The following is a 24,742-nucleotide window of genomic DNA, read 5'->3' on the forward strand; positions in this document are numbered from 1 at the left end:
GCACCGAATTCGTTAGTCGTCCGCCTGCACTTGGACGGATTCCTCGTCTTCCGCCTCGGCTTCCTCCTCGGCCCACGCGAACAGCGCGCGGAGCCGCTCGCCGACGTCCTCGATCTCGTGGTTCTTCTCGGCCTGGCGCAGCTGGCTGTAGGTCGGTCGCTTGGCCTGGTTCTCGAGGATCCACTCGCGGGTGAACTCGCCGTTCTGGACCTCCTCGAGGGCCTGTTCCATGTTCTCGCGGACGTGCTCGTCGACGATTTCGTCGCCGCGGGTCAGGCCGCCGTACTCGGCGGTGTCGGAGACCGAATCCCACATCTCGCCGAGCCCGCCCTCGTACATCAGGTCGACGATGAGCTTGAGCTCGTTGAGACACTCGAAGTAGGCGATCTCGGGCGAGTAGCCGGCGTCGACCAGCGTCTCGTAGCCGTGCTTGACCAGCGAGGTGACGCCGCCACAGAGGACGGCCTGCTCGCCGAACAGGTCGGATTCGACCTCCTCCTGGAACGTCGTCTCGATGACGCCGGCGCGGGTGCAGCCGATGCCCTTCGCGTACGCCAGTGCGCGCTCCTCGGCGTCGCCGGTCGTGTCCTGGTAGATCGCCAGCAGACCGGGCGTCCCCTCGTCGTTCTCGTAGTTGCGGCGGACGAGGTGACCCGGGCTCTTGGGCGCGACCATCGTCACGTCGACGTCCTCGGGGGGCTGGATCTGGTTGTAGTGGATGTTCAGCCCGTGGGCGAACTGCAGCGTGTCGCCGCTCTCTAAGTTCGGCTCGATGGACTGCTCGTAGACGTCCGGCTGGACGGTGTCGGGCACGAGCACGGAGACGTAGGAGGCCTGCGCCACGGCGTCGCCGGGCGTCGCGACCTCGAGGCCGTCCTCCTCGGCGGCCGAGCGCGAGGACGAGCCCTCGCGGAGGCCGACGACCACGTCCACGCCGCTCTCGTGGAGGTTCAGCGCGTGGGCGTGGCCCTGGCTCCCGTAGCCCAGCACGGCTACGGTCTCGTCGTCGAGCGTCGATACGTCTGCGTCGTCGTCGTAGTAAATCTCGGTGGTGAATTCGTCAGTCATCGGAAGTTGTCTGCGGTTGTTGTTGGGTGTGGTTCGCCTCGTCGGCGGTCGATGCTTCCGCGCTCGAGCCGGCCGGTGCGGCCGTCTCGTCGGTGCCGCGGGCGAGCGCCGTCGTCCCGGTCCGGGAAATCTCCCGGATGCCGAACTGACTGAACGTCTCGATCGCGGCTTCGATCTTCTGTCGCGCGCCCGTGATCTCGAAGGTCGCCGTCTCCGGACTCGAGTCGACGGTCGTCGCGTCGTACATGTCCGCGACGGCGCTGACGGCGGCGGGATCGTGAGCGTCGACCTTCACGAGCGCCAGTTCCCGCTGCATCGCGTCGGGCTCGAGTTCCCGGACGGAGACGACCGGCAGCAGCTTCCGGAGCTGCTTTTTGATCTGGTCGATTCCGGGGTCGGGCTCCTCGACGACGACCGTGATACGGGCCCAGTCGTCGTCCTTTGTCGGCCCGACGGTCAGGCTCTCGATGTTGAACTGCCGCCTCGAGAACAGCCCCGAGACTTCCGCGAGCACGCCGGGCTCGTGTTCGACCAGCGCCGAGATGACGGTCCGGCGCGGCTCGTGGGTCGCCTCGACCTCGGGGTCGATGCGGATCCCCTGCTTGTTGCGCCGGCCCTCGGGAGAGGGGCGTTCCTCGGGTGCCGGTCCCTCGAGTCCGCGTTCGAACTCGTCGCCGCTCATAGCTGGTCCTCCGTCAGTGCGAACTGGCCGTTGTCGCCGCCGCTGGGCACCATCGGGTAGACGTTGGCCTGCGGGTCGATGTGGACGTCGATGACCGACGGCCCGTCGTACGCGATGGCCGATTCGATGGTGTCGGCGACCTCGTCGTAGTCGTCGATGCGGTACCCCTGCGCGCCGAAGGCTTCGGCGAGCTTGTCGAACTCGGGCATCCAGCCGTAGTCCGACGCGGAGTGGCGCCCGTCGAAGAAGGCGTCCTGCCACTGGCGGACCATCCCGATGTACTCGTTGTTGAGCACCGCGACGGTGATGTCTAAGTTCTCGCGGACCGCGACCGACAGGCCCTGCAGCGTCATCAGGAACGAGCCGTCGCCGTCGACGCAGATCACTTCCTGATCGTCGTCGGCCGCGACTCGAGCCCCGATGGCTGCGGGCAGGCCGTAGCCCATCGTCCCGAGGCCGTGACTCGAGACCCACGTGCGCGGCTCGGTGAACGTCCAGTACTGGCAGGCCCACATCTGGTGCTGGCCGACGCCGGTCGTCACGATGGCCTCGTCGCTCGTGGCCTCGTCTAAGGCCTCGACGACGAACTGCGGCTGGACGGGTTTGTCGTCGGGCGTCTCGTAGTCCATCGAATACTCGGACTTCCACTGCTGGCACTGTGCGCGCCACTTCTTCGCCTGCGGCGACTCGTCGACCGCCTCGGCCAGTTGCTCGACGACGGTTTCGGCGTCGCCGACCAGCGGGTAGTCCGCGTAGATGTTCTTCGAGATCTCGGCGGGGTCGATGTCGACGTGGATGACCTCCGCCTCGGGGGCGAAGGTCTCGATGCCGCCGGTCAGGCGGTCGTCGAACCGGGTGCCGATGCCGATCAGCGTATCGCAGTGCGTGATCGCCATGTTGGCGTAGCCGGTCCCGTGCATCCCCGCCATCTCGAGGGACAGTTCGTGATCCTCGGGGAACGAACCGAGGCCGGGCATCGTCGTGATGACCGGAATCTCGTGTTCGATAGCGAACTCGCGGCAGGCCTCGCTGGCCTCGCCCTTGATGACGCCGCCGCCCAGCAGCATGACGGGTCGCTCGGCGTTCTCGATCCGTTCGGCTGCGGCCGCGACGATTTCCGAGTCGGCCCGCTCCTGGACTTCGTAGGTGTCGGGCGTCTTCGGCGCGTCGGGCTCGGTGTCGGTGTCGGACTTGGTGATGTCCTTGGGCAGGTCGACCAGCGTCGGCCCCGGTCGACCCTCGCTTGCGAGCGCGAAGGCCTCGCTGACGTCGGTGCCGACGCGGTCCGGATCGGACGCGAAGGCGTTGTTCTTCGTGACCGGCGTCGTGACGCCGGTGGTGTCGGTCTCCTGGAACGCGTCGTTGCCGACGAACTCCGTCGGGACCTGGCCGGTCAGCGCGACCATCGGGTCCGAGTCCATGTCGGCGTCCGCCAGGCCCGTCACGAGGTTCGTCGCGCCCGGGCCCGAGGTCGCCAGGCAGATCCCCGGCTTGCCCGAGACGATGCCGTAGGCGTCGGCCGCGTGGGCCGCGCCCTGCTCGTGGGCCATCGTGATGTGCGTGATCTCGGAGTCGTAGAGGGCGTCGTAGACGGGCATGATCGCCCCGCCCTGCACGCCGAAGGCGTACTCGACGCCCGCGTTCTCGAGCGCACGGACGACGGCCTCGGCGCCGTTAGTGACCGGCTCGGGCGTCGTCTCCGACGCCGAATCGGCTTCGGGATCCGGTTTGGCGGCGTCCGGCGCCGCGCTGTCCGTGATCTGGTCGTCTGCCTGTTCTTCCTCCGCGTCGGCTTGTGTAACCGGTGTTGCGCGTTCGCTCATCGAGTCTCCCCCGCCGCGATGCGGCGAGCAGTCGTGGGTTTGGGTGTACGGTACGGTGTCATCTGCTGGGTGTGTGATCGCTCTGAAAACGGTGCGAACCCGAAATCGAAGCTGCGACGGACTAGTAGAGGTGGGGCTAAAGCGCCCCTACAATACGAATCGGAGCGAGCGCGCTGGTGTCGACCGCGAAGCGAGCCGACGTCGTTGCGCGTTCCGTCATTACTGACGATGTAGGTCGCTCGACTCACATAATCTTTGCGTGTCGAGCAACGTCTGCCCCTGCGGCCGTCGCTGCGAGTGCGATCACGAGTCCGAACGCGAGTCGGCCCGCTCGAGCTATTTGCGGTGCTCGAGCGGTATAGCCGACGCTCGCGAACGGTGGCAAACGGGGAGGACATCCCTCAGGCGCGCACCTCCTCGCCCTCGCGCTGGCGGTCGACGCCAGCTTCCTCCGCGAAGCGCTCGAGGTCGCTGACCGTGACCCGGCGCTTCTCGGCACCGTAGTCCTTGACCCGGCGGGTGACCGCGCGGACCTCGTCGTCGGTCGGCTCGAAGCCGAGTTCGTCGAGGCGCTCCCGTACCGAGTGGGTTCCGGTGTGTTTGCCCATGACCAGTCGGCGCTCGGCGCCGACCATCTCGGGGGTCATGACGCCGGGCTCGAAGGTGTCGGAGTTCTCGATGACGCCGGCGGCGTGGATGCCGCTCTCGTGGGAGAAGGCGTTGTCGCCGACGACGGGCTTGTTGCCCGGCGTCTCGATGGCGCTCTTCTCCTCGACGACCTCGGAGAGTTCGGTAATGCGCGTCGTGTCGATCCCCGTGTCGGTCTGGTAGAGGGATTCGACGGCCATCACGAACTCCTCGTAGGCGGCGTTGCCGGCGCGTTCGCCGATGGAGTTGACCGACACCTGCGCCTGATCGGCGCCCGCTTCGATGCCGGCCAAGGCGTTCGCGGTGGCCAGCCCGAAGTCGTCGTGGGTGTGGACGTCGATCCGCGCGTCGGTGTGGGCGTCGACCTTCTCGATCATCGCCTTGAACCGACTCGGCGTCGCGACGCCGCAGGTGTCGGGAATGTTGATCCAGTCGGTTCCGGCCTCCGTGACCGCTTCGATCACGTCGATCAGGAACGCCTCGTCGGTCCGCGTCGCGTCCATCGGCGAGAACATGCAGACCGCTCCCGCCTCTGTGATGCGTTCGACCGATTCGACTGCGCGCTGTACGACCTCGTCCCGGGTGGCGTGCATCGAATCCTCGATCTGGACGTCGCTGGTGCTGACGAAGGTGTGCACCATCTCGACGCCGGAATCCAGCGCCGCTTCGATGTCTTTGTCGACGACGCGGGCTAACCCGCAGGTGGTCGTCGACGTCGAGGAAGCGATATCACGAACGGCCTCGAACTCCGCGTCGGAGTTGACGGGGAACCCGGCTTCGATGACGTGGGTCCCCATCTCGTCCAAGATCGAGGCGATCTGCCGTTTATCGTCGTACGAGAACGAGGTTCCGGGCGACTGCTCGCCGTCCCGGAGGGTCGTATCGAAGACACGTGCTGACTCTATTTCGTCAGTGGAATCTAACGTGCCCTGGAAGAACTCGACCCCCCTGACTGGTGTCAGAGGACGAACCGTCTTGTGAAGACATTGTATCAGAATCCGAGGCGGGACTGGATATATAAAACTAACGCTGAACCGAACCAGAACTGACGAGTTACCACGGCACACAGAAAACCGGACAGCGGAAAATCGCCCGACACCAACGACCTAATATTCCCTATATCGACTATTATCATACCAGTCGATCGGCGCCGATTTGCCGCGTCATCCGACTATCGGGACCGATTCGACCCCCTCGAGACCCTCGAGCGCGCTCTCGCGCACCCTCGAGTGAACGTTCGGTCAGCGTAACTGCGCAAAAATTACCTCGAAAATTACAAGCGTCTATTTCGACGGGTATCGGTCGACAGGCGTCTACTAAGACTGGTCGTGCGTGTCTCCTGTTGACTCGACACGGTTCAGGCGTTCGATCGTCCAATTCGTAGCGTAATCGCGGCGCTCCGCTCGCGTACCCTGGCCCTCAGATTTCGACCCACTACTTCGGACGGCACGAGCGCGTATCAGCATTTTACGTGCGCTCGTGGTAGGCCGGCCCGGTATGACGACCGACGAAATCACCGACCTCCTGACGGAGGCGTACAACGACGAACTCGAGACCGTGATGAACTACCTGACGAACGCGATCGTCCTCGACGGGATCCACGCCGAGGAGGTCAAAGCGAGCCTCGAGGAGGACATCCAGGAGGAACTCGACCACGCGCGCATGCTGGGCGAGCGGTTGAAGCAACTCGACGAGTCGCCGCCGGGCTCCGAGTCGTTCGAGGCGAAGCAGTCGGGGCTACAGCCGCCCGCGGACACGACCGACGTGCAGTCGGTCATCGACGGCGTGCTCCAGGCGGAGGAGGACGCGATCGAGACCTACCGGTCGCTCGTCGAGGCGGCCGACGACGCCAACGATCCGGTGACCGAGGACGTCGCGGTGACGATCCTCACGGACGAGGAGGCCCACCGCACCGAGTTCCGCGGTTTCAAGAAAGAGTTCCCGATGGACTGACGACTGGCCGCGGTGAGCCAGGCAGAGGAACGTTTTTCTCGTCGCGCTCCAAGGAGGGCCACATGAGCGACTTCGACCTCGACCTTCGGGCGGTCGAGGAACACATCGACGAGGAGCTCGAACTCGAGGGAAGCATCGTACTCGGCGTCCTCGACGGGACGACGCCGGCCGACGAGTGGCTCGAGACCGTCTCGAGCGGCAACGTACTCGTCCTCTGCGTCGAGGGCGAGGTTAACGAACTGGCGTCGGGCTTCGCCCGCGACGTCAAGGAAGCGGGCGGCAATCTGGTTCACTTCCGGGGCTTTCTGATCGTGGCGCCGCCGGGCGTGGACGTCAGCACGGATCGACTGTAATCGGCGTTGGGGGCCTGTCAACGATCGAATACCGTTCGCGGCGCACGCCGATCTCGGGGAGTCACTCCCTGACGTCGGAAACGCTGATGAAACTGATCGAACGCACGGACGAGTCCGTCCGCGAGCATCCGGCGCTCGCCGTCGGCCTGTTTCTCCTGCTGTTTACTTGGTACGGCGTTCAAACCCGCAACTGGCTTCTCCTGACGGCCGTCGGGCTTCTCGGTTCCCTCCTGGCTGCGCAACTCCTCCTCGAGTTCGCCGACCGAGAGGGAGACGACAGTACTTCGAAAAAGAAACCCTAGCTCGAGCCGGCGTCGCTACTCCGAGACCGTCAACTCGCCGTAGTCGAACTCCTCGCCCATCTCCGAGAGGGTGTCGAGTTCGTCCTGTTCCTCGCGCAGCGTCTCCTCCAGCATGTCCGCGACGTCGTCCATCCCGAGCTGGTCGGCCATCGGGATGAGGTTGCCGTAGGTGGCGATCTCGTAGTGTTCGGACTTCTGGCCGGCGGCGATGTTGTACCGGTCGATGGCCTGATCGCTGGGGTCTTGGTTCATGAACTCCTCGTGGGCCTCGATCATCCCCTCGACGACGGGATCTTCCTCCGCCTCGGCGTCCGCGTCGAGGTGTTCAAACACCTGCTCGATGCGGTCGATGTGCTGTTTGGTTTCTTCGCGGTGCTCGGCGAACCCGCTCTTCAGTTCCTCGTTCGATGAGGAACTCTCGAGTTCGTCGAGGGCGTCGACGAGGCGCTGTTCGGTGTAGTACGCGTGCTTCAGGCCGGATACGAAGAGGTCTTCGGTTGAGTCGATGCTCATAGGCGATCCGTGTGAGCGGACAGCGCTCCTGTCAATAAGCTATCGCCCTGCAACTGAGCGGCTCGTACACGCCGCTGTGAACCGCCGTGTCAGGCCGTGAACGTGAGCACGTGTCCGTCCGGATCGCGAACGACGACTCGTTCGTCCGTCTCCCGCTCGACTGATCGGACGCAGTCGCGGATCGCCTCGAGCACCTGCGTCGGCGCCTCGCCTTCGACCTCGAATCCCAGATCGACGTGCACTCCGCCCCGTGCGTCGGCGATCCCCAACTGTGGTTCCCACAACTCGAGCGCCAGCCCCGTCGGATCGGGTCCGTTCATTCGCACGCGCTTACGCTCGCTGCCCCTGTCGACGGTCTCGAAACCGAGGTCGGCGTAGAACGATTCCGCGCGCTCGAGCGACTCGACCTCGAGGACGACCTCGAAGATGCCGTCGATTCCGGGGCCGTCGACGTCGCGCTGGCCGAGTTCGACGCAGTTGCCGTCCGGATCGTACAGGTACAGCGACTTCGCGGTGCCGAACTGCGTCTCCTCGAGGTCGCCGTCGTACCGCTCGGAGAGGCGGTCCCACCAGTCGTCGTACTCGGCGACCGGAATCGAGAACGCGAAGTGCGTGTGCAGACCGCCCCGCGGGAGGCCGGTCGGCCGGCGCAAGACGAGGTCGGTTTCGCCCGCCGCGAAGGTGAGTTCGTCTCCGTTCTCGTCGTCTCCTCGTGATCGTCCTACCCGTCCCTCGCGGACGTCCATCTCGAGCGTCTCCGCGTAGAACCGCCGCGCTGGCTCGAGGTATTTGACCTCGAGGGCGAGCCAGGCGAGCTGGGTGAGCATGGGCGTCGGTACGAGCGGTGGACGCATATACTGTCGGCCGGGACTCGACCGAAGCTGGAGAACCGGACGTGGTAGCCGCGTGACGGTCGTTTATGCCACTGACGCCCGTAGACACGTACATGAGCTTTCGAATCGACGAGCGCGCGACCGACTTCGAGGAGATCGATCGCTACGACCACGGCGTCGGCTGGATCGCCCATCCGGACGAGGAAATGCAGCGAGCGAGCCACGCCATCGAGGTCGACGGCGACGTCTGGGTAATCGACCCCGTCGACGCCGAGGGCCTGGACGAACTGTTCGCCGAGTTCGGCGACGTGGCCGGCGTCGTCGTCCTGCTCGACCGGCACACCCGCGACGCTGCCACGATTGCCAACCGCCACAACGTCCCGGTCTACCTGCACGACTCCTTTTCGGGCGTCACCGACGACCTCGAGGCGGCGGTCGCCCGCTTCGGCGACCGACTCTCGGATACCGGCATCGAAGCGTATCCGGTCGTCGACAACCGATTCTGGCAGGAAGTCGCGCTTTACGATCCGCGCGATGACACACTCGTCGTCCCCGAGTCGGTCGGCACGAGCGACTACTTCCGCGCCGGAAACGAACGGCTCGGCGTCCACCCGATGCGACGGCTCGTTCCGCCTCGCGAGACGCTCGGTGCGTTCGATCCGGACCGCGTGCTGGTCGGCCACGGGGAGGGCGTGCTGTCCAACGCCGACGTGGCACTCGAAGACGCGCTCGAGAACTCCCGCCGGCGGGCGCCGGGGGTCTTCGCGGGCATGGTTCGGGAGTTCCTTCCCGTCTGAGTTGGCGGTTGCCCCGCTGTAATCGCCTGCCGAATCTTCAGAGACGAGGCACGGTGCAGCAGCATGCGCGGGGAATACACCTAACTACCTACCGCTCCTACACCGCCTGTGGTTTACATCACGCGAGCGCTCGTCGACGTCCTGCTCGATCTGGCCAGCGACGCCGATCCCGATCGCGTGACGACCGGCGTCTCCGTCACGCCCGCGGGCGACCTCGAGGACGCCGACGCCGTCCCGCCCGAGACGCCGGTCTTTACGGATTTCTTCCTCCCCGATCCCGGCAACCCGGTCAACGCCGTCTTCGGGGTCGACCTCACAACGCCTGCCCGCCAAGCGCAGGGTCGATTCGTCTCTCACCCCGTCCGCGAACTCGAGGTGACCAAGCGCGACGACCTCGCGGAGGTGATCTTCGTCGCGGTGCCACCCTGGGGAACCGGACAAGATTCTTTCGGCGCGTTCAATCGCTCGGGCGAACGGCAGCCGCTCGAGATCATCGATGCGCAGGCGCCGGCGGAGTCGTTCTCCGAATCAGAGTCGGAGTCAGAGTCGAAGCTATAGTGGGCGCAGTGGCGCCGTACTACCGGCTCGGCGAGAGTAGTAGGCACACCACTCGAAAAGGGATAAAATCGAAGTCTGGTCGGCGGTTAGCCCGGATTGGGCGTCGGAAAGCCGTTGTCGTCGATGATTCGGCCGATGATGCTATCGCGCTGCCGGTCTCGATCGTCGTCCCTCTCGGAGTCGTCCGACGATGGGAAGCCCGGTACGTGTGGCATACGACTCGACCTCCACGTCTCACTAGTGACTCGAGGCGGAAAAGAATCGGGGACCGCTGCGTTCGTCGGTGTCCCATTCCTCAGTGATACCGTCTATAGGGTAGCTTCGCGCTCCCCTCTCCGTCGTTCTCGCGACGTCACTCGAGATAGCCCAGCCCGCGGAGCTGCTCGGTGATCTCCTCGAATTCGGCCTCGGTCAGTTCGCCCTCCTTCTGGTGCTGGATGACGATGCTGCGCAGCAGAAATCGAACGAGATCGCTCGTGCTCTGGAAGCTCGTCCCCTCGATCGTCTCCTCGACGCGGTCGGCGAGATCCTTCGGGATCGAGACCGTGGTGTACTCGGTCATACCCCAACCTCTGTCGCCGGCCCCAAATGCGTGTCGACCGCTCTCGTCGCGTTCGTCGCGTCTTCGTAGCGATTTTTAAAGCTGCCTCGCTAGTTCACTGTATGGGCGTTCGGCCACCCTCGAGCGGAGACGACGACGAACCCGAGAGCATCGAATTCGGCATCGCCGCTGTTGACGCCAAGCTACGCGATTCCGACCTCTCCTTCCCGGCGACGAAAGACGACGTCGCGGCCGAACTCGGCCACGAACGAATCCCGTACAACGTGCACGGGGACGACGTCGCGCTGGGCGAGATACTAGCAGAAGTCAATACGCCGGAGTTTCGCTCCCGCCAGGAACTGCTGAACGAACTGCATCAACCCTTCGAGGAGTATCGCCGACAGCACTCGGGTGGCGTCTTCCAACAGGTTCGGTCGATGCTCCCCTTCTAATCGACCTCAGTCGTCGTCGCGATTATTGCGGCGCGCGATGTGCTCGAGCCGACGCCGCTGTTCGCGGTGGAGGGTTACGAGCATGTCCGAGAGGACGCCGAACATGAGCAGTTGGACGCCGAGTAGGATTGCGGCCGCCGAAACGAGCGCCATGATCTCGTGGCCGACTCCGTACTGGACCCACTCCCAGAGCACGTAAGCTGCGATGAGGCTCCCCGTAACGAGGCCGGCGGCTCCGAGGCTGCCGAAGTAAAACAGTGGGTTGTTGGTTTTCGCTAGCGAGTACAGCGCGAGGATGATCGTCCCGCCGTCCCTGATCGGGTGGAGGTTCGTCTCCGATTCCTCGGGTCGGGCGCTGTAACTGACCGGGACGACCGTCGTGTCGATCCCGTGTTTCACGCACTCGACGGCGAGTTCCGTCTCGATCGTAAAGCCGTCTGAGTCGAGCGAAAGCCGGTCGAACGAATCGGTCGTGAAGGCGCGGTAGCCCGAGAGAATGTCCTCGTAGTCGGCGCCGTGAATCAGCCGGAACGAGCGGTTGATCATCCGGTTGCCGAACCCGTTCAACGCCTTCATCGCGTCGTCGTCCATGTCCGCAAACCGGTTGCCGATCACGTGCTCGTACCCTTGGGCGAGCGGCTCGAGCATCGTGTCGGCGTCGGCCGGATCGTACGTCCCGTCGCCGTCGAGCATCAGCACGTAGGGAACGTCGATGTAGTCAACGGCTTCCCGGACCGCCTGGCCCTTGCCCTCACCGGACTGGACCAGCACCTGTGCGCCGTGATCGCGGGCGATCTCCTGCGTGTCGTCGTCCGACCCGCCGTCGATGACGACGACGTTCGTGTAGCCCTGCTCCTCGAAGCCGTCGATCACGTCGCCGATCGTCGCGGCTTCGTTCAACGTCGGAATGAGGATACACACCTCTTCGGCGGAAATCTCGCGCGTCGTCTCGGATTGGCTCATGACGGTAATCTCGCCGCTACCGTCCGCGACCGCGCTCGCGCGAGGCCCATCGTTCTCCATCGCCAGTCACTCTTTCGTGTGGCCGCAAAAGAGTACTGATCGACGGGATCGCCTGTGCAACGCTTGTGACTTCCTTCGAGTCTACCAGGTCAGTCCTTCGTACACGTCGAGCTCGTCTTTGTCGACGTCGATCCGCCGCCCGTCTACGAGCACGCGCCGGGCCATCCCGTCGAACTCGAGGGCGTCGAACTCCGGCCAGTCGGTCGCGACGACCGCGCCGTCAGCGCCCTCGAGCGCCCCCGCGGCCGAGTCGGCGTACTCGATCTCGAGGTCGGGGTACTGCTCGCGGACGTTATCCATCGCGACGGGGTCGTACGCGACGACCGCGGCGCCGCGCTCGCGGAGATACTCGACGACGTCCAGTGCGCGGGACTTTCGGATGTCGTCGGTCCCCGGCTTGAAGGATAGGCCGAGGACGGCGATCCGTGCACCCTCGAGGTCGACGTGGTCCGCGAGCAGGTCGACGAGCCGCCGCGGTTGTTCGTCGTTGACGGCGACGGCGGCGTCGAGCAGTTCGGGTTCGTACCCCTGTTCGCGGGCGCCGGCCCGCAGGGCGGCGACGTCTTTGGGGAAGCAGGAGCCGCCCCAGCCCAGTCCCGAACGCATGAACCGCTCGGAGATGCGGTCGTCGAGGCCGACCGCCTCGAGGACCTCGTAAGCGTCCGCGCCGTACTCCTTGGCGATGTTGCCGAGGTCGTTCACCAGCGACACCTTCGAGGCGAGGAAGGCGTTGTTCGCGTACTTGATCAGTTCGGCCTCGCGGACGTCGGTCTCGACGAGGTGGGTGTCGTCGTTCGCGAGGATCGGCGCGTAGAGCTCGCGGAGCTGCTCGGCGGCTGCGTCGGTGCGGGTTCCGAGGACGACCTTGTCCGGCTCGAGGAAGTCCTGGACCGCGGTCCCCATCCGCAGGAACTCGGGGTTCATCGCGACGTCGATGCCGTCGCCGATGGCCGTTCCCGATTGCTCCTCGAGGATTGGCGCGACGACTTCCTCGGTCGTTCCCGGCAGCACGGTACTCTTGACGACGACGAGGTGGTCGTCGTCTTTGGCGGCGAGCGCGTCGCCGAGCATCTCCGCGCCGGCGCGCATCGGTGCGAGCTCGAGGCTGCCGTCGTCCGATTGTGGAGTGGGGAGACAGAGCAGCGTGACATCGGTCTCGAGAACCTCGTCGTAGTCCGTCGTCGCGCGGAGGGAAGCGCCGGCGTGCTCGGCAATCCGTTCCTCGAGGCCCGACTCGTGGATCGGCGCCTCGCCGGCGTTGATCGCGTCGACGATGTCCTCGTCGATTTCGACGTTGACGACCTCGTGGCCCAGATCGGCGAGACAGGCGGCGACGGTGGTCCCGACGTAGCCGCTGCCGATAATAGAGACGTTCATAGCGGGCGAAACGCGGGGCTGGTGTTAGTGGTTTTCGGGTCGCGACGGTGCGATCCGCGTCTAAACCGATCAGGTTACGTCTCGAATGTTGAGGTTGTCGGCGCTCGAATCCGCGACTTTTTGAGGGTGTTCTGTGAATACCCTCGCATGGAAAACTACCGGATTCTTGTCACGGGCGGCGCGGGATTTATCGGCTCGAATCTCGCGAACGAGTTGGCGAGCCGTAACGACGTGATCGCCATCGACGACTGTTATCTCGGCGAGGCTGACAACCTCTCCGACGACGTCGAGTTCGTCGAGGCGAGCGTCCTCGAGGACGATTTGCCGACTGACGTCGATGTTGTCTTCCACTTGGCTGCGCTCTCGTCCTATGCGATGCACGAGGAGGATCCGACGCGAGGCGCTCGCGTGAACGTCGAAGGGTTTGTTAATACGGTCGAACAGGCACGCCAGGACGGTTGCGAGGCCGTCGTTTACGCGTCGACGTCCTCGATCTACGGCACCAGAACCGAACCGACGCCCGAGGACGTGCCAGTGTCGGTCAACACGGGCTACGAGGCTTCGAAAATGGCCCGCGAGCGCTACGCGGAATACTTCGGCAACCACTACGGGATGTCCATGTGCGGAATGCGTTTCTTCTCGGTCTATCAGGGCTATGAGGGCGCCGAGGGCCACAAGGGCGAGTACGCCAACGTTATCGCACAGTTCGCCGACGACATCGCTCACGGCCGGTCGCCGGAACTCTACGGGGACGGCACCCAGACCCGCGACTTCACGCACGTCTCGGATGTGGTGCGCGCACTCGAGTTAGCCGCCGAGGACGAACTCGAGGGAGTCTACAACGTTGGCACCGGCGATCGAACCTCGTTCAACGAACTCGTTGGGTTACTCAACGAGACGCTCGGAACGGATGTCGCTCCCGAGTATGTCGAGAACCCGATTCCCGAAGACGTGTACGTCCACGATACCTGCGCGGACGCGTCGAAGCTTCGGGCTGCGACCGGCTGGGAACCCGAGATCGGGCTCGAGGAGGGAGTAGAGCGAGTCTGCGAGCCGTACCTGTGAGTCAGTGTCTGTTTCGATTCGTTCGGCGAAGACAGAGCAGGGAGATCAGGAATTGAGAACGAGTGGTTCGTACCACTCCCGGTTGTCCCGGTACCAGTCGACGAACTGCGAGACGCCCTCGCGGATGCTCGTCGACGGTTCGTAGCCGATCAGTTCGTTCGCCTTCGACACGTCGGCGTGGGTGTGGCGCGCGTCGGCTTCCTTGGCGTCATTGTACTCGAGACCGACATCGGCGCCCGTCTCGTCGATGATGTGTTCGGCGAGTTCTTCGATCGTGATGTTCCCTGTCGAGCCGATATTCATCGCTTCGCCGTCCGCAGCATCCGTCTCGAGCAGCGTGAGATTCGCACCTACGATATCATCGATATAGGTGAAGTCACGCGTCTGTTGGCCGTCGCCATAGATTACTGGCGGCTTGCCGTTGAGACACCGCGACGTGAAGTTAGTGATCGCCATATTCGGCCGCATCCGCGGCCCGTAAACGGTGAAGTATCGGAGGCTGACCGTCGGCAGATCGTAGACATCGGTCCAGACGCGACAGTAGTGCTCGGCCGCGAGCTTCGTCACGCCGTAGGGGCTCTGGGGCACGTTCTGGTGGTCTTCGTCGTACGGCAGGTACTCCATCTCGCCGTAGACCGATGACGACGAGGCGTTGACGAACCGTTCCACGCCATGGTCAGCGGCCGCCTGTAGGAGGTTGAGTAGTCCCGTCGTGTTGATTTCGTGGGGCTTTTTCGGATTCTCGACGCTCGTCCGAACGCCAGCTTGAGCCGCTTGGTGGTAGATGTAGTCGATATCGCGACTCGCGATAATGTCTCGGACGAGTTCCTCGTCAGTAATCGATCCATTCACGAACTCGAACCGCTCGTCACCGAGTTCGCGACACAGTTCGACGTTCCGTTCCTTGATTCCCGTATCGTAGTAGGGGTCCATAACATCGAGTACCGTGACGGTATGGCCCTCCTCGAGGAGTCCTTCCGCAATGTGGGAGCCGATGAACCCTGCACCGCCGGTTACGAGGACGTTCATACGGGGCAGGAGACAGCGCGGTCGTTAGTTAGTTTCGGTGCACTCGAATTCTTCCCTCGTGATGATTGAGCCCGGAGTGTGACCATATATAATCGGATCAGTCAGGTACGTAGGACCTACTTGAGCAGAGACAGACTGACTTGGTCAGAGGTTGTAATCGCATAGTCGGAAGCACACTGACTGCTCCCTTGGTAGTCGTTACGGACTGCCGTGTAAATCGAAGCAACACCTACCCGTCGATTACAAGCAGCATACCAAAGGAACAGAGTAAAACTGGTTCACCTATGCAACGGGACTACATTACGAAATTCGAGTGCAAAAAGTGTCACAGGCAGTACGAGCATCCACATGGTGCCCAAACGTGTTGTGAGCGCTGATTCGGAACTATTGTTGTTGGTTTCTCAATCGTTATTGGCCGTGGCTTCAGAGGCCTCTCCCGTAGACGCCAGCGAGTCATTGTCTTGGAGTCGTTCCGTTGCTCGCTCTCGATCGTCGGGATAGCCGACGTCGATACGCCACCCGTCCATCCGGATCGCGTCAATCGTTCTACCCGACTGGATCAGCAGGTCGATCGCGTCCGGGAGTTCGTACTCGCCGCGGTCGCTCGGCTGAACGAGGTGACAGGCATGGAAGATCTCCGGCGTGAACGTATAGAACCCAGTCATCACGAGATTCGACGGTGGATCGTCCGGTTTCTCCATCACCTCGACGATCTCGCCGTACTCGTTCGTATCGAGAACACCGTACCGTGACGCTTCCTCGTAGGGGACTTCCTCGACGAGGAAGGCCGCGTCGGCGCGGGCCTCCTGCTGACGATTGATGACATCGCCGAGATTCGCTCGGAACACGTTATCCCCGAGCATCAGCATGAAGTCATCGTCGATGTGGGGCTCCGCCTGGAGGATCGCGTGGGCAAGTCCCAGCTGTTCACGCTGGTGCGCGTAGGTGATCGGTACGCCCTCGTACTCGTCACCGTAACGTTCGATGATCTGTTCCTTCTGGTAACCGACGACGACGACGAACTCCGTCGCACCGATCTCGATCAAATTGTCGAATACGTCCTCAATGAGCGGCTTGCCGTCGACCTCGACGAGGACTTTCGGTTTGTCGTCCGTGAGGGGCCGAAGGCGAGTTCCTTTGCCTGCGGCCAGCACGACTGCTTGCATATAGCTATAGCTTCCAATCAAGTGTTATATGTCTTCGGGCATCGTATTGACGGGCGATAGTTCGCCGATCAGACTCCTTTCGGACAACCAGCAAGTATTCAAGGATTCCTCCGACAAGAGTGACTATGAGCGAAGCGAACGTGCCAGCTGTTGTTCTGGCGGCTGGCGAAGGACGCCGTCTCGACCCGCTGACGAACCGGCGTCCGAAACCGATGGTCCCCGTTGCGAATCGACCGATTCTGGAGTACGTTATTTCGGCGATCGCAGACGCCGGTATCGACCGAGTCGTTCTCATTGTCGGGTACCGAGACGAACGAATTCGAAATCACTTCGGCGATGGCGACGACTGGGACATCGACATTGAATACGTTGTACAGGAAACGCAACTCGGGACGGCCCACGCAGTCTTACAGGCGGAATCTGCCGTCGATGGACCGTTTCTCGTTCTCAACGGTGACCGAATCGTCGATTCGTCACTTGTCGAGCGTGTCCGCGACGAAATCGTTGACGCTGACACTAGTCCGGTAATGTCGGTCACACGAACGGGCCATGCGAGCGATTACGGCGTTGTCTCGCTCGAGGGCAATCGTATTGTCGATATCACCGAAAAGCCAACCGAACCCGTCCGGTCCGAAGTGATCAACGCCGGGGTCTATGGGTTCGACGGCGCTATCTTTGATGCCATCCGCGAAACGCCGACCGAACACGGCGAGATGGCGATCACGACGACGCTCGAGACCATTGCGTCGGAGGAACCGATTCGCGCCATCCGGTATCGGGACGTCTGGCTCGACGTCTCGTATCTCTGGGATCTACTCAACGTGAATGCGGCAGTGATCGACGAATTTGACGACAGTGGGGCCGAGTTAGACGGTGCGATCGCGGCTGATACGACTATCGGCGAGAACATTTCCCTCGGAGCAAACGCGACGCTCGGCGGAAGCGTCGCGATCGGCGATAACGTGACGATCGAAGCCAACGCCGTCGTCTCCAACGCTGTCGTCTTTTCGGACGCCGTCATCGAGGCGGGAGCCGTCGTTCGCGATGCCATCGTCGCTGAAAATGCTCGCATTGGAGCGAACGCGACGATCGCCGGCGGCGAAAGTACGGTCGTCGTCGCCGACGAGGTACACGAGGACGTCGAACTCGGCGGCGTCGTCGGCGACAACGCGACCGTCGGGGGCGGGACGGTCCTCGACCCTGGGACCGTCCTCGGCGACGGTGCCGTCGTCGATCCGGGTGCGACCGTCAGCGGACGAATTGAATCGGACGCGATCGTCAGGAGGGGATAATCATGTGTGGAATCGTCGGTTACGTCGGCACCGAATCAGCTGGCCCGGTCGTTCACGGCGGGCTCAAGAATCTCGATTACCGCGGATACGACTCTGCGGGTGTCGCGCTCGTCAATCAAGAGGTGACGATCGCAAAGCAGTCCGGAAAGGTAGATGACCTATCCGTTCCCGACATCCCAGATGCGACCTGCGGTATCGGTCACACGCGGTGGTCGACCCACGGTCCGCCGACCGACGAAAACGCGCATCCCCACACCGGGATGACCGGAGACGTCGCCGTCGTCCACAACGGCATCATCGAGAACTACGACGCGTTGAAATCCGAGCTGCGCGCGGACGGCCGTGAGTTCTCGAGCGATACGGACACTGAGGTTATCCCGCATCTCCTCGAGCAGGAGTTAGCAGACGGCCACGATCTGCACTCGGCACTCGAATCTGTCGTTGAACGATTAGAGGGGAGTTACGCGATCGCAGCGGTGCGAGCTGGTTCGGAGCAAATCGTTGCCACGCGTCACGAGAGTCCGTTAGTTGTTGGCCACGGCGACGACGCCTCGTTCCTCGCAAGCGACGTGACGGCATTCCTCGAGCACACCCGCGACGTGACCTACCTGGAGGACGGCGACGTCGTAACCCTCGAGGGCGGGGACGTGACGGTTTACCAAGACGGTGAGGTCGTCGACCGGGAAATCGAGACCGTCGACTGGGATGCCGACGCGGCAGAGAAAGGGGGGTACGACCACTACATGCTCAAAGAGATCCACGAGCAGCCCACCGCGTTGCGGCAGGCGCTGTCGGGCCGGATCGACCTCGACCGCGGCACGGCCGATCTCGACGTCGAGTTCCCGACCGGGTTCCTCGACTCCCTCGAGGAGATTCAGCTCGTCGCTTGCGGGACGTCGTACTACGCTGCCCAGTACGCGGCGGAGTTGCTCGAGGAGTTCGCTGACGTCCGAGCGTCCGCCGAACTGGCGAGCGAGTACACCTTTGATGGTGGACGAGATCCTTGGCGGACGCTCTGTGTCGCCGTCACTCAGAGCGGCGAGACCGCCGACACGCTCAGTGCACTTCGGCGTGCGGCCGGCGCCGGCGTCCGGACGCTGGCGGTGACCAACACGCTCGGCAGTACGGTGACGCGGGAAGCCGACGATAGTCTCTTCATCCGTGCCGGTCCGGAGATCGGGGTCGCGGCGACGAAGACGTTCGCTTCACAGGTGACGACGTTGGCGTTGCTTTCGGTGTTCGTCGGTCGAGAACGGGGGACGCTGTCGGCGGCCGATGCCCGTGACGTACTGGAGAATCTTCGTGGGTTACCGGGTGCGGTTCAGCAAGTACTCGACGACGAAGGTGCCGTTTTGGAGGCTGCCGAAGAATACGTCGACGCCGACGCCTACTTCTTTGTCGGCCGCGAGTACGGCTATCCGGTCTCGCTCGAGGGTGCGTTGAAGTTGAAGGAGATTTCCTACGACCACGCTGAAGGATTCGCAGCCGGTGAATTAAAACACGGGCCACTAGCTCTCGTGACAAATAAAACGCCTGTACTCGCGATTCTAACAGATGGAACAAGTGCTGCGGAGACGCTAAACAACGTTGCAGAAGCCCAGACCCGGGAAGCGCCGGCAATCGGTATCATCGATGGCTCCGTTGATGCGAAAGGGCTCGATGTTTCGCTCAAGATTCCGAATATCGGAGTACTCACGCCGCTTGTTGCAAATGTCTACCTACAGTTGTTTGCCTACCATATCGCGAACCTACAAGGTCAGTCGATCGATAAACCGCGGAACTTGGCGAAGAGCGTGACCGTCGAATGAGAGACCGAAAAGCGTACATCCGGGGAGTGAAACGAGTGCATCGACAGCAGATGGTATCTTTCACCGAATTTGACTCTCGAAACAGTATGCGTATTGGTTCTGTACAAGCAGCGGTGGTGGTTAAATGACAGACGGAGAGGACGATATTAGCTCACGCGAAAAACTCGATGCGTTACTCCGCGTTGCGAAGTATCGACCAAAATTTACTGCAGGGCTTATCGTCTTGGGTGGATTCGTTGCCTTCCTCGAGGGGATCGGACTAAGTTTCATCTATCCGATCATCGAAGTTGCGCAAACCGACGGTGAAGTCGCTTCGTCCGATATGATTATGGAGGTCTTCTTAGGAATATACGATGCTCTTAATATACCCTTCAAACTTGGCTATCTAATTATTGGAATTGCAGCAGTGATGACGGTTCGGTTCACGTCGTCATTTATCGTCGGTTGGCTCAAAGCTATGCTCCAGAAGCGCTACGAGCAAGACCTTCGGAAGCGAGCATTCAATGCTGCACTCGCTGCCGAAGTAGGCTACTTCGACGAGGAAGGATCAGACGATATCCTGAACGCAATCATCACTGAGACGCGCTACTCTGGTCGTGTAATCAAAGGTGCCGTGCAATCCTTAGAAACCTTATTCCTCGCAGGAATGTACTTGACGGTAATGTTTTACATTACCCCGAAAATGACTGTTTTTGCGCTACTTCTCCTTGGGGGCGTTACTGTAGTTATCAGACATGTTATCGAACCAGCGGCTACCGTTGGGACGGAAGTCGCAGAGGCGAACGAACAGGTTCAACAGTCCGTTCAGGCAGGGACACAGGGTATCCGTGACGTGAAACTCTTCGGACTTGCCGACGAAGTATATGATGACTTTTTCGAGTCAATTCGTCGCTACACACGCTCTGAAATAAATCTTTCCCGAAACGAAGCCGCAATGCAAAACTTCTACGACCTTGCAGCGGCAATATCACTATTCGTCTTGATCTATGCAGGGTTTACATATACTGGCCTCTCACTCGGGGCACTCAGTATTTTCCTCTTTGCGATGTTCCGGCTTTCGCCGCTGATGAGTCGCCTGAACAGCCAGGTGTATAGGGTCGAAGGCAACCTCTCGCACCTCGTTCGCACGCAGGTATTTCTCGATGAACTCGACAGTCGACGGGAAAATAGTGGTACTCAATCTATTTCTACGGTCAACCGTATCGAATTCGATGACGTTCACTTCTCCTACAATAACGATGAGAAAGTTCTAGACGGCATCTCGTTTAATGTCGAAGAGGACGAATTTATCGCTTTCGTTGGCCACTCCGGTGCCGGAAAGTCAACGATCGTCTCACTGCTTGCTCGGCTGTACGATCCCGATCAGGGTAACATTCGTGCAGACGGTACCCCTATTGAGGAGTACGACCTCAAGGAGTGGCGCGAACGGATCGCCGTAGTTCGCCAGCAGCCGTTTATCTTCAATGGTACCCTTGAGAATAACATCACAGTCGGAAATCGAGACGCAACTCGCGATGACGTCGAGCGCGTTAGCGAGATCGCGAAAGTCGACGAATTCGTCGACGAACTTCCAAATGGTTACGACTCTCAGCTTGGTGATGACGGAGTTCGATTGTCCGGGGGACAGCGCCAGCGAGTGGCGTTGGCGCGAGCATTATTGAAGGACGCAGACTTTCTGGTACTGGACGAGGCGACTAGCGACCTCGACTCGAATTTAGAGCGGGAGGTGCAGGACGCTATCGAATTAATGGACCGTAACTATGGCATCATCGCGATCGCACATCGGCTCTCGACGGTGAAGAACGCTGACCGGATATACACGGTTGAGGCGGGGCAAATCATCGAACAAGGAAGCCACCGGGAATTGCTTGACGACGAGGGTGAATACGCGGAACTGTATGCGATTCAGTCGCGAGGTTAAGTGGTTTGAACCTTGCAGCCATGTTTAGTCTCTGCTACCGCAGACCGCTGTGTTAGGTACTGTCGCAATAATCCGTATTAGGCGAATACGTTCGCATGGTTAGAAACAGCAATGAGTCACAGCTCACTACCTTTCGTAAATTTCTCTCGATTATTTCGATAGCTTGAATACGGTTATTATAGAAGTACCGGTATGCCATCAATATCGGAGAGAATCCAGCAGGCTTATGCAAGTGGTGGATTAACACATCTCTCCAAGCTCGCTTTCTCTCATCTTACCCGAACGGCGACCTACCACGGAAGACTCGCGTATTACAATCTCAAGGCGCCCCACAAACTAGCTTACACGGAACACGATATACTTACACTATCCGAGTGGGAAACTCTCCAGTACCTCGAAGCAAATGACGTTGGAATCGCTCGATTTGGAGACGGTGAACTCACGTACTTATTGGGTAAGAATACGAGCCACGACCCACAGTATCCACCCCTGAGAAAAAAAGTTCGACAGGTCTTATCGACGTACAGCAACGATACTTCGACCAACCAATATCTGGTGACATTACCCATCGACGTTACTCTTGGAGATTACTACTCCAAACATAATACTGATCCATCAGCTTGGAGTTACGACAAGCGGTACGCAATGATCCCATTCCTCAAGAAGGGAGTTCCATATGGATCCCAGTTTTGCTTTCGAAAGGGAGAGGTGGCCCACAATGTAGGTGAATACAAAGAGAAACTGATTCAGCTCTTCTCGGAAAAAGATTTGCTATATGTGACGGACAAGAATCGGTTTAGCGAAGATATCGAGATATCCGAAGTCATCGAAATACCACCGGAATCCGAAATTGATGCTTTTTATATATATGATAATATCAAGGAACGAGCGATAAAAGCATATGAGCGACATCACAATCCTCTAATTCTGATCTCAGCGGGAGTTACGGCAACTGCCCTGTCAGCAGAGTTAAACGCAGAGGGGTATCGGACGTACGATATTGGGAAACTGTATAAGATGCTCTGAAAGATTCGAGAGTGTGAGCAGTCACTCAATAGGTTCAGCAGGATTGCCGACGACGGTTGTCTTAGGCGGGACATCTTCTAGAACAACGGCACCAGCACCGACCAGTGCACCTGCTCCGATTTCAACTCCGGGTCCTACCGTCACACCAGCGCCGATCGCTGCACCTTCGCGGACGATAGTCTCAAGTTGTTCCCACTCGCCGTCAACCGACGGATGCATATCGTTGGTGAATGTGACGTTTGGACCGACGAAGACCTCCTCTTCTAGGGTGATACCTGTCGGAATAAACGTGAATGGGCGGATAGTGCAGTTCTGACCGATAGTAACATCTTCCTCAATATAGACGAACGAGTCGATTTTGGTACCGCTGCTGATTTCACAGCCGAAGAGGTTCACCTGATCGTAAATGTCTACGTCCGTAGGTAATGACACGTCGGTGATGATAGCATGCTGCGGAGAGTGGTCGGTCATTTTTGTCTCACCTCTTGCAGTCGCTCAATCGCCTCTACCGTCCGAACACCTACGACGGCGGAGTTGATAGTATTATGTCCTGTTTCGATCGCATCGATAAAATTCGAGGCTTCAGCTCGTATCGTATTGTTCTTCTCAACAGGATACTTGGAGACGCCACTCTCGTCGTAGATTTCGATGTCTTGGCTGACAGCGTCGATTTTTGCGCTGGCTTCCGTCCCCGCGAGTTCAATCGTCCTCCGACGAATATAATCATCCCAGCTAACCTGCATTGTCACTTCAGCACCTGCAACGGAGAATTGTGCCGTTGCTGATACTGCTCCATCGACACCTGGAATTGTCCGCGTCTGACACTGTTCCTTAGAGGGCCAGTCGTCTGTAACAAAGTTTAGGATATCTATTGGATGCGGAGCAAGATCCCATAACACGTCCGTCCCTGAGGGAGGTTCAATGTGGTGGGTCCATCGGAGAGTGACATCATTCAATGTCCCAAATCGCCCGTCCCTATATAGATCACGAACCGTCTGGATTACGTTTGCAAATCGATAGATGTGCCCCGTCTGAATGATCTGATTTTCTTCGTTTGCAATTTCCATCAAATCAAAGGCAGCATTACGATCTGTTGTGATTGGCTTTTCAATCATAATGTCCACACCGGACCTAACAGCTTCCATGCCGATCGGTACGTGTGTCTCATTCGGAGTGCAAACGTGAATTCCATCGACCTTCCTCAACGTTGAGTCGAGATCTGAGAGGCAGTAGTCCGCACCTTGGACGGCATCGAGCCGCGAGTCATCGAGATCGCAGGCGGCGACTTCCTCAATTCGACCCTCGTTACGGAGGTGGGTGTACTCTTCTACGACCTTTGATCCCCAATGACCCAATCCAATGACACCTATACTTGTCATTGAAAGAACCCCCGAAGGTGTTTAACGAGATAGTCTACCTGCTGTTCCGATAGGTGTTGATGACAAGGAAGCGTTAAAACCGTCTCAGACCATTGTTCAGCGCGCTCGAAGTCTCCCTCGCTGTACCCCATCTCACGATACGGTGGTTGTAGATGAACCGGACATCTGTACTGCCGCCCAGTCTCTATACCATTCTCATCCAAATACTCTCTTAGCGCATCTCGCTGCTCTGACCGAATTGTATAGAAGTACCAAGCCGGCGTAACATTCTCATCGGCCGACGGTGGAAGATGGATATCTAAATCGCTGAACTCCTCGGTGTATCGCGCTGCAACCTCCTGTCGGCGGCCGTTCCACTCATCCAGTCGCTGAATCTGAATGCGACCGATTGCTGCGTTGACAGTATTCAATCGTGCTGTGTAGCCGATGCGTTCGTGGTGATAACCAGACTCGGATCGCCCTACGTCTCGAAGTGAGCGTGCTGCTCGTGCTAGCGAATTATCATCTGTCAAGATCGCACCGCCGTCGCCAGCGACTGTAACATTCTTTGACGGATAGAATGATAGTGCCGCGGCGTCTGCTATTGACCCTATCTTCCTGCCGTTGCGCATTGCTCCGTGGGCCTGACAGGCGTCTGAAATAATAGGGATATCCCCAGCAATATCGCGCAACCGTTCAATATCCATTGGATAACCGTAAAGGTGAATTGGTAGAATAGCATCGATTTCCTCCATCTCAACGATACGCTTTACCTCGGATAAATCCGGACCGTAGGTATCAAGATCTATATCGACGAACCGAGGAGTTGCCCCCGTCTGGACAATGGCATTCGCTGTCGCGATGAACGTTGCTGGTGTAGTAAGTACAGTGTCTCCCTCTCCAATCCCCTTTCCCTCAAGAGCGAGTTGAAGCGCTTTAGTACCACTGTCGACGGCAATAGCGTGATTTACTTCGAAATATGTCTCAAGTTCTGATTCGAACCGCGAAACCGTCTCCCCTCCTACGAAAAATTCCTCCTCCAAGACTCGGTGCGCCTCGGACAGCATCTCCTCGTCAAGGGATGGATTCGCAAGTGGAATCTCCATTATGATCACCTTACCCCACGCCAATATAAATATTATGCAATTCTATGA

Annotated in this window: 26 protein-coding genes; 11 read left to right on the top strand and 15 right to left on the bottom strand. The window is 60.2% G+C overall.

The features are described from left to right. Nucleotides 1–12: 12 nt before the first annotated feature. From ilvC to ATJ93_RS05020, 4 genes are all read right to left on the bottom strand, one after another. A complete protein-coding gene (ilvC, locus tag ATJ93_RS05005) occupies nucleotides 13–1,068 on the bottom strand; it encodes a ketol-acid reductoisomerase (RefSeq protein WP_120243496.1) in 1,056 nt (351 codons plus the stop codon). Beyond that, nucleotides 1,061–1,750 carry an acetolactate synthase small subunit gene (gene ilvN / locus ATJ93_RS05010; protein ID WP_120243497.1) on the bottom strand — a complete coding sequence of 230 codons (690 nt, stop codon included), beginning with the start codon at nucleotides 1,748–1,750 and terminating at the stop codon, nucleotides 1,061–1,063. The genes ilvC and ilvN overlap by 8 nt, the downstream gene beginning before the upstream one ends. Further along, nucleotides 1,747–3,573, bottom strand: coding sequence for a biosynthetic-type acetolactate synthase large subunit (ilvB, locus tag ATJ93_RS05015; protein ID WP_120243498.1), 1,827 nt, complete (start codon nucleotides 3,571–3,573; stop codon nucleotides 1,747–1,749). The genes ilvN and ilvB overlap by 4 nt, the downstream gene beginning before the upstream one ends. A gap of 401 nt (nucleotides 3,574–3,974) precedes the next feature. Then, nucleotides 3,975–5,219, bottom strand: coding sequence for a LeuA family protein (locus tag ATJ93_RS05020; RefSeq protein WP_449405094.1), 1,245 nt, complete (start codon nucleotides 5,217–5,219; stop codon nucleotides 3,975–3,977). Nucleotides 5,220–5,718: 499 nt separating this feature from the next. Between ATJ93_RS05020 and ATJ93_RS05025 the strand changes: the two genes are divergently transcribed. The 3 genes from ATJ93_RS05025 to ATJ93_RS05035 all read left to right on the top strand — a co-directional run bounded on the left by ATJ93_RS05025 (nucleotide 5,719) and on the right by ATJ93_RS05035 (nucleotide 6,829). Next, the gene (locus ATJ93_RS05025; protein WP_120243499.1) at nucleotides 5,719–6,174 is read left to right on the top strand and encodes a ferritin-like domain-containing protein; all 456 of its coding nucleotides are present in this window, start codon (nucleotides 5,719–5,721) and stop codon (nucleotides 6,172–6,174) included. A 62-nt stretch (nucleotides 6,175–6,236) separates the two neighbouring features. Continuing rightward, nucleotides 6,237–6,527 carry a DUF5779 family protein gene (locus tag ATJ93_RS05030; RefSeq protein WP_120243500.1) on the top strand — a complete coding sequence of 97 codons (291 nt, stop codon included), beginning with the start codon at nucleotides 6,237–6,239 and terminating at the stop codon, nucleotides 6,525–6,527. 86 nt (nucleotides 6,528–6,613) lie between these two features. Further along, entirely contained in the window at nucleotides 6,614–6,829 is a 216-nt protein-coding gene (locus ATJ93_RS05035) for a hypothetical protein (RefSeq protein ID WP_120243501.1), read from the top strand. Nucleotides 6,830–6,844: 15 nt separating this feature from the next. Here the strand turns inward: ATJ93_RS05035 and ATJ93_RS05040 are convergent, their stop codons facing one another. Together ATJ93_RS05040 and ATJ93_RS05045 are read right to left on the bottom strand one after the other, a co-directional pair. Further along, nucleotides 6,845–7,342, bottom strand: coding sequence for a YciE/YciF ferroxidase family protein (locus tag ATJ93_RS05040; protein ID WP_120243502.1), 498 nt, complete (start codon nucleotides 7,340–7,342; stop codon nucleotides 6,845–6,847). Nucleotides 7,343–7,431: 89 nt separating this feature from the next. Then, complete coding sequence (locus ATJ93_RS05045; RefSeq protein ID WP_120243503.1) at nucleotides 7,432–8,169, bottom strand: VOC family protein; 738 nt, start codon at nucleotides 8,167–8,169, stop codon at nucleotides 7,432–7,434. Between the two features lie 119 nt (nucleotides 8,170–8,288). On the opposite strand from ATJ93_RS05045, the gene ATJ93_RS05050 reads away from it, so the two are divergent. After that, nucleotides 8,289–8,972 (top strand): hypothetical protein, encoded by a 684-nt coding sequence (locus tag ATJ93_RS05050; RefSeq protein WP_120243934.1) that lies wholly within the window; start codon nucleotides 8,289–8,291, stop codon nucleotides 8,970–8,972. 108 nt (nucleotides 8,973–9,080) lie between these two features. After that, nucleotides 9,081–9,530 (top strand): hypothetical protein, encoded by a 450-nt coding sequence (locus tag ATJ93_RS05055; RefSeq protein ID WP_120243504.1) that lies wholly within the window; start codon nucleotides 9,081–9,083, stop codon nucleotides 9,528–9,530. Nucleotides 9,531–9,616: 86 nt separating this feature from the next. Here the strand turns inward: ATJ93_RS05055 and ATJ93_RS24320 are convergent, their stop codons facing one another. Beyond that, nucleotides 9,617–9,745 (bottom strand): hypothetical protein, encoded by a 129-nt coding sequence (locus tag ATJ93_RS24320; RefSeq protein ID WP_280985395.1) that lies wholly within the window; start codon nucleotides 9,743–9,745, stop codon nucleotides 9,617–9,619. A gap of 137 nt (nucleotides 9,746–9,882) precedes the next feature. Then, complete coding sequence (locus ATJ93_RS05060; RefSeq protein WP_006186097.1) at nucleotides 9,883–10,092, bottom strand: ribbon-helix-helix domain-containing protein; 210 nt, start codon at nucleotides 10,090–10,092, stop codon at nucleotides 9,883–9,885. 101 nt (nucleotides 10,093–10,193) lie between these two features. On the opposite strand from ATJ93_RS05060, the gene ATJ93_RS05065 reads away from it, so the two are divergent. Continuing rightward, entirely contained in the window at nucleotides 10,194–10,523 is a 330-nt protein-coding gene (locus ATJ93_RS05065) for a DUF5789 family protein (RefSeq protein WP_120243505.1), read from the top strand. Nucleotides 10,524–10,529: 6 nt separating this feature from the next. Here ATJ93_RS05065 and aglJ read toward each other — a convergent pair whose 3' ends face one another. Both aglJ and aglM read right to left on the bottom strand, forming a co-directional pair. After that, complete coding sequence (gene aglJ, locus ATJ93_RS05070; protein ID WP_120243506.1) at nucleotides 10,530–11,546, bottom strand: S-layer glycoprotein N-glycosyltransferase AglJ; 1,017 nt, start codon at nucleotides 11,544–11,546, stop codon at nucleotides 10,530–10,532. Nucleotides 11,547–11,627: 81 nt separating this feature from the next. Further along, entirely contained in the window at nucleotides 11,628–12,923 is a 1,296-nt protein-coding gene (gene aglM, locus ATJ93_RS05075) for a UDP-glucose 6-dehydrogenase AglM (protein WP_120243507.1), read from the bottom strand. A 147-nt stretch (nucleotides 12,924–13,070) separates the two neighbouring features. On the opposite strand from aglM, the gene ATJ93_RS05080 reads away from it, so the two are divergent. After that, a complete protein-coding gene (locus tag ATJ93_RS05080; protein WP_120243508.1) occupies nucleotides 13,071–13,988 on the top strand; it encodes an NAD-dependent epimerase/dehydratase family protein in 918 nt (305 codons plus the stop codon). 45 nt (nucleotides 13,989–14,033) lie between these two features. Here ATJ93_RS05080 and ATJ93_RS05085 read toward each other — a convergent pair whose 3' ends face one another. Next, on the bottom strand, nucleotides 14,034–15,017 hold the full coding sequence (locus tag ATJ93_RS05085) for an SDR family oxidoreductase (protein ID WP_120243509.1): 984 nt from the start codon (nucleotides 15,015–15,017) through the stop codon (nucleotides 14,034–14,036). A 401-nt stretch (nucleotides 15,018–15,418) separates the two neighbouring features. Then, a complete protein-coding gene (gene aglF / locus ATJ93_RS05090; protein ID WP_120243510.1) occupies nucleotides 15,419–16,183 on the bottom strand; it encodes a UTP--glucose-1-phosphate uridylyltransferase AglF in 765 nt (254 codons plus the stop codon). Between the two features lie 125 nt (nucleotides 16,184–16,308). Here aglF and ATJ93_RS05095 point away from each other — a divergent pair, with 125 nt between their 5' ends. The 4 genes from ATJ93_RS05095 (at nucleotide 16,309) to ATJ93_RS05110 (ending at nucleotide 22,230) form a co-directional block, all read left to right on the top strand. After that, on the top strand, nucleotides 16,309–17,475 hold the full coding sequence (locus tag ATJ93_RS05095; protein ID WP_120243511.1) for a sugar phosphate nucleotidyltransferase: 1,167 nt from the start codon (nucleotides 16,309–16,311) through the stop codon (nucleotides 17,473–17,475). Nucleotides 17,476–17,477: 2 nt separating this feature from the next. Further along, on the top strand, nucleotides 17,478–19,283 hold the full coding sequence (gene glmS / locus ATJ93_RS05100; protein ID WP_120243512.1) for a glutamine--fructose-6-phosphate transaminase (isomerizing): 1,806 nt from the start codon (nucleotides 17,478–17,480) through the stop codon (nucleotides 19,281–19,283). A gap of 124 nt (nucleotides 19,284–19,407) precedes the next feature. After that, the gene (locus ATJ93_RS05105) at nucleotides 19,408–21,204 is read left to right on the top strand and encodes an ABC transporter ATP-binding protein (protein ID WP_120243513.1); all 1,797 of its coding nucleotides are present in this window, start codon (nucleotides 19,408–19,410) and stop codon (nucleotides 21,202–21,204) included. Between the two features lie 192 nt (nucleotides 21,205–21,396). Further along, nucleotides 21,397–22,230, top strand: a complete 834-nt coding sequence (locus ATJ93_RS05110; protein WP_120243514.1) for a GT-D fold domain-containing glycosyltransferase — start codon at nucleotides 21,397–21,399, stop codon at nucleotides 22,228–22,230. Between the two features lie 21 nt (nucleotides 22,231–22,251). On the opposite strand, the gene ATJ93_RS05115 is transcribed toward ATJ93_RS05110, so the two are convergent. Genes ATJ93_RS05115 through ATJ93_RS05125 form a run of 3 tightly spaced genes read right to left on the bottom strand, consistent with a single transcriptional unit; the run spans nucleotide 22,252 to nucleotide 24,694 of the window. Next, a complete protein-coding gene (locus ATJ93_RS05115) occupies nucleotides 22,252–22,701 on the bottom strand; it encodes an acyltransferase (protein ID WP_120243515.1) in 450 nt (149 codons plus the stop codon). Continuing rightward, the gene (locus tag ATJ93_RS05120) at nucleotides 22,698–23,609 is read right to left on the bottom strand and encodes a Gfo/Idh/MocA family protein (RefSeq protein WP_120243516.1); all 912 of its coding nucleotides are present in this window, start codon (nucleotides 23,607–23,609) and stop codon (nucleotides 22,698–22,700) included. The genes ATJ93_RS05115 and ATJ93_RS05120 overlap by 4 nt, the downstream gene beginning before the upstream one ends. After that, on the bottom strand, nucleotides 23,606–24,694 hold the full coding sequence (locus ATJ93_RS05125) for a DegT/DnrJ/EryC1/StrS family aminotransferase (protein ID WP_147376627.1): 1,089 nt from the start codon (nucleotides 24,692–24,694) through the stop codon (nucleotides 23,606–23,608). Before ATJ93_RS05125 ends, ATJ93_RS05120 begins: the two co-directional genes overlap by 4 nt. Nucleotides 24,695–24,742 lie beyond the last annotated feature (48 nt).

Origin of the sequence: Halopiger aswanensis (assembly GCF_003610195.1) — an archaeon.
GTDB classification, from domain to species: Archaea; Halobacteriota; Halobacteria; order Halobacteriales; family Natrialbaceae; genus Halopiger; species Halopiger aswanensis.

What these genes read in the sequence shown, in the direction of transcription:
- ATJ93_RS05035 (WP_120243501.1), top strand. Translation starts at nt 6,614, where the DNA reads ATGAAACTGATCGAACGCACGGACGAGTCCGTCCGCGAGCATCCGGCG.
- ATJ93_RS05080 (WP_120243508.1), top strand. Translation starts at nt 13,071, where the DNA reads ATGGAAAACTACCGGATTCTTGTCACGGGCGGCGCGGGATTTATCGGC.
- glmS (WP_120243512.1), top strand. Translation starts at nt 17,478, where the DNA reads ATGTGTGGAATCGTCGGTTACGTCGGCACCGAATCAGCTGGCCCGGTC.
- ATJ93_RS24320 (WP_280985395.1), bottom strand. Translation starts at nt 9,745, where the DNA reads ATGCCACACGTACCGGGCTTCCCATCGTCGGACGACTCCGAGAGGGAC.
- ATJ93_RS05050 (WP_120243934.1), top strand. Translation starts at nt 8,289, where the DNA reads ATGAGCTTTCGAATCGACGAGCGCGCGACCGACTTCGAGGAGATCGAT.
- ATJ93_RS05110 (WP_120243514.1), top strand. Translation starts at nt 21,397, where the DNA reads ATGCCATCAATATCGGAGAGAATCCAGCAGGCTTATGCAAGTGGTGGA.
- ATJ93_RS05040 (WP_120243502.1), bottom strand. Translation starts at nt 7,342, where the DNA reads ATGAGCATCGACTCAACCGAAGACCTCTTCGTATCCGGCCTGAAGCAC.
- ATJ93_RS05030 (WP_120243500.1), top strand. Translation starts at nt 6,237, where the DNA reads ATGAGCGACTTCGACCTCGACCTTCGGGCGGTCGAGGAACACATCGAC.
- ATJ93_RS05125 (WP_147376627.1), bottom strand. Translation starts at nt 24,694, where the DNA reads ATGGAGATTCCACTTGCGAATCCATCCCTTGACGAGGAGATGCTGTCC.
- ATJ93_RS05085 (WP_120243509.1), bottom strand. Translation starts at nt 15,017, where the DNA reads ATGAACGTCCTCGTAACCGGCGGTGCAGGGTTCATCGGCTCCCACATT.
- aglJ (WP_120243506.1), bottom strand. Translation starts at nt 11,546, where the DNA reads ATGGAGAACGATGGGCCTCGCGCGAGCGCGGTCGCGGACGGTAGCGGC.
- aglF (WP_120243510.1), bottom strand. Translation starts at nt 16,183, where the DNA reads ATGCAAGCAGTCGTGCTGGCCGCAGGCAAAGGAACTCGCCTTCGGCCC.
- ATJ93_RS05025 (WP_120243499.1), top strand. Translation starts at nt 5,719, where the DNA reads ATGACGACCGACGAAATCACCGACCTCCTGACGGAGGCGTACAACGAC.
- aglM (WP_120243507.1), bottom strand. Translation starts at nt 12,923, where the DNA reads ATGAACGTCTCTATTATCGGCAGCGGCTACGTCGGGACCACCGTCGCC.
- ATJ93_RS05045 (WP_120243503.1), bottom strand. Translation starts at nt 8,169, where the DNA reads ATGCTCACCCAGCTCGCCTGGCTCGCCCTCGAGGTCAAATACCTCGAG.
- ilvN (WP_120243497.1), bottom strand. Translation starts at nt 1,750, where the DNA reads ATGAGCGGCGACGAGTTCGAACGCGGACTCGAGGGACCGGCACCCGAG.
- ATJ93_RS05105 (WP_120243513.1), top strand. Translation starts at nt 19,408, where the DNA reads ATGACAGACGGAGAGGACGATATTAGCTCACGCGAAAAACTCGATGCG.
- ATJ93_RS05065 (WP_120243505.1), top strand. Translation starts at nt 10,194, where the DNA reads ATGGGCGTTCGGCCACCCTCGAGCGGAGACGACGACGAACCCGAGAGC.
- ATJ93_RS05060 (WP_006186097.1), bottom strand. Translation starts at nt 10,092, where the DNA reads ATGACCGAGTACACCACGGTCTCGATCCCGAAGGATCTCGCCGACCGC.
- ATJ93_RS05095 (WP_120243511.1), top strand. Translation starts at nt 16,309, where the DNA reads ATGAGCGAAGCGAACGTGCCAGCTGTTGTTCTGGCGGCTGGCGAAGGA.
- ATJ93_RS05115 (WP_120243515.1), bottom strand. Translation starts at nt 22,701, where the DNA reads ATGACCGACCACTCTCCGCAGCATGCTATCATCACCGACGTGTCATTA.
- ilvC (WP_120243496.1), bottom strand. Translation starts at nt 1,068, where the DNA reads ATGACTGACGAATTCACCACCGAGATTTACTACGACGACGACGCAGAC.
- ATJ93_RS05120 (WP_120243516.1), bottom strand. Translation starts at nt 23,609, where the DNA reads ATGACAAGTATAGGTGTCATTGGATTGGGTCATTGGGGATCAAAGGTC.
- ilvB (WP_120243498.1), bottom strand. Translation starts at nt 3,573, where the DNA reads ATGAGCGAACGCGCAACACCGGTTACACAAGCCGACGCGGAGGAAGAA.